This is a genomic window from Serratia sp. NPDC078593 (genome assembly GCF_050268245.1).
Taxonomy (GTDB): domain Bacteria; phylum Pseudomonadota; class Gammaproteobacteria; order Enterobacterales; family Enterobacteriaceae; genus JBNNGK01.
The window spans coordinates 1-2,683 of record NZ_JBNNGK010000046.1; the positions used below are offsets into that span (position 1 = coordinate 1).

Here is a 2,683-nt window from a genome sequence, read left to right on the forward strand (position 1 = left end):
GAGCAATACTGCGCCTGGCTGGGCAAGGTGAGCGGCCTGCCGTTTGCTTTGCCGACCGAAGCGCAGTGGGAGTATGCCGCCCGCAGCCGGGGGCAGTTTTTTATTGTGGCCACTAACAGCGGCGTGCTAGAGATGGACGGTATCCAGCGTGGCATTAATATCTCCGGCTCGTTAGATCGTGAAGAGTTTGCCCAAAAAATGGGACTTAGTTCTTATATATCGACCGCAATGCCGGTAGACAGCTATCCGCCTAATCCGCTGGGTATTTATGATATGGCAGGCAATGGCTATGAGTGGGTCAAGGACTGGTATGATCCGGACTATTACCAACACTCTCCGACGATTGATCCGCAGGGGCCGGAAAAACCCGTATATAAAGATTATGAAGGGAATTATACCAAAGTAATACGAGGGGCTGATTACTCTGGACCTTTTAAGGGATTAACAGTTGCGAGATATAACAGTAAATCAGACACAGAGGTGACCGGAGATAAAACAGTCCGTTGCGTGGTTAACAGTCCGCAGCCGGTGAAGTAATGCCTCTGGCGATATAAGGATGCATGATGAAACAAGGATATGTTTTGCTGCTGGCCCCGCTGCTGCTGGCGGCCTGCGATAATCCCCCGCAAGAGACCGCGTTGATGCAGCCCCCGCCACAGGACAATGCGGAACTGCAAGCGTTGATCCGCCAGGTTAAAAGCAATCTGGTGTTTGTCCAAAGCGGTGACTTTCTGATGGGTGACTTCGGTGGTGATTATGGCCCGGAAAAAATTCAATATGACACTAATGAGGACAGTAAACCGCTGCATAAGGTTACACTGAGCAGTTACTCGATCGGTAAATTTAAAACCACCAATCAGGAATATCAGCGCTATCTGAAAATAAATAACAAGACGATAAGCAAGGCCAGTAATTCACTGGCGCAAGAGCGTATGGATGCTCTCAATAAACTTCCCAACACCCCGGCGCATATGGACTGGCATGAGGCAGAGCAATACTGCGCCTGGCTGGGCAAGGTGAGCGGCCTGCCGTTTGCGCTGCCGACCGAAGCTCAGTGGGAGTATGCCGCCCGCAGCCGGGGGCAGTTTTTTATTGTGGCCACCAACAGCGGCGTGCTAGAGATGGACGGTATCCAGCGTGGCATTAATATCTCTGGCTCGTTAGATCGTGAAGAGTTTGCCCGCAAAATGGGGCTCAGTACGGATATATATACTGCTATGCCGGTAGACAGCTATCCGCCTAATCCGCTGGGTATTTATGATATGGCGGGCAATGGGTATGAGTGGGTCAAGGACTGGTATGATCCTGACTATTACCAACACTCTCCTGTTGTTGACCCTCAGGGGCCAGAAAAACCGGTATATAAAGATTTCTACGGAAATTTTACAAGGGTATTGAGGGGGGCAGACTATTCAGGACCATTTAAAGGACTAACGATTGCTAGATTTAGCGGTGATCCTCAGGAGTCGATTCCCACGAACAAAACAGTCCGTTGCGTGGTTAACAGTCCGCAGCCGGTGAAGTAATGCCTCTGGCGATATAAGGATGCATGATGAAACAAGGATATGTTTTGTTGCTGGCCCCGCTGCTACTGGTGGCCTGCGATAATCCCCCCCAAGAAACCGCGTTGATGCAGCTGCCGTCACAGGACAATGCCGAACTGCAAGCGTTGATCCGCCAGGTTAAAAGCAATCTGGTGTTTGTTCAGGGCGGTGATTTTTTAATGGGTGACTTTGGCAAAGAATATGGCCCGGAGAAGATCCGTTATGACGCCAATAAAGACAGTAAACCGCTGCATAACGTCACGCTAAGCAGTTACTCGATCGGTAAATTTAAAACCACCAATCAGGAATATCAGCGCTATCTGAAAATAAATAACAAGACGTTAAGCAAGGCCGGTAATTCACTGACACAAGAGCGTATGGATGCTCTCAATAAGCTCCCCGACACCCCGGCACATATGAACTGGCATGAGGCAGAGCAATACTGCGCCTGGCTGGGCAAGGTGAGCGGCCTGCCGTTTGCGCTGCCGACCGAAGCCCAGTGGGAATATGCCGCCCGCAGCCGGGGGCAGTTTTTTATTGTGGCCACCAACAGCGGCGTGCTGGAGATGGACGGTATCCAGCGTGGCATTAATATCTCCGGCTCGTTAGATCGCGAAGAGTTCGCCCGAAAAATGGGATTGGCTTTAGAAGAGAGGGCTACACTACCCGGAAATATGTATCCTTCTAATCCATTGGGTATTTACGATATGACGGGCAATGGGTATGAGTGGGTCAAGGACTGGTATGATCCGGACTATTACCAACACTCTCCGACGATTGATCCGCAGGGGCCAGAAAAACCGGTATATAAAGATTTCTACGGAAATTTTACAAGGGTATTGAGGGGGGCAGACTATTCAGGACCATTTAAAGGACTAACGATTGCTAGATTTAGCGGTGATCCTCAGGAGTCGATTCCCACGAACAAAACAGTCCGTTGCGTGGTTAACAGTCCGCGACCGGTGAAGTAATGCCTCTGGCGATATAAGGAGACATGATGAAACAAGGATATGTTTTGTTGCTGGCCCCGCTGCTGCTGGCGGGCTGCGATAATCCCCCACAAGAGACCGCGTTGATGCAGCCCCCGCCACAGGACAATGCGGAACTGCAAGCGTTGATCCGCCAGGTTAAAAGCAATC

Annotated in this window: 3 protein-coding genes; all 3 read left to right on the top strand. The window is 50.5% G+C overall.

Annotated features, from left to right (window positions below):
- Positions 1–537 (top strand): formylglycine-generating enzyme family protein (locus ACQKDS_RS20150; RefSeq protein WP_427622627.1); only part of this gene is annotated, 537 nt, incomplete at its 5' end.
- Positions 538–560: 23 nt separating this feature from the next.
- Positions 561–1,526 carry a formylglycine-generating enzyme family protein gene (locus ACQKDS_RS20155; RefSeq protein ID WP_399667052.1) on the top strand — a complete coding sequence of 322 codons (966 nt, stop codon included), beginning with the start codon at positions 561–563 and terminating at the stop codon, positions 1,524–1,526.
- A gap of 23 nt (positions 1,527–1,549) precedes the next feature.
- Positions 1,550–2,515 (top strand): formylglycine-generating enzyme family protein, encoded by a 966-nt coding sequence (locus tag ACQKDS_RS20160; protein WP_399667050.1) that lies wholly within the window; start codon positions 1,550–1,552, stop codon positions 2,513–2,515.
- The last annotated feature ends 168 nt before the right edge of the window (positions 2,516–2,683 follow it).

Coding starts and splice junctions, on each gene's coding strand:
- ACQKDS_RS20155 (WP_399667052.1), top strand. CDS start 561: ATGATGAAACAAGGATATGTTTTGCTGCTGGCCCCGCTGCTGCTGGCG.
- ACQKDS_RS20160 (WP_399667050.1), top strand. CDS start 1,550: ATGATGAAACAAGGATATGTTTTGTTGCTGGCCCCGCTGCTACTGGTG.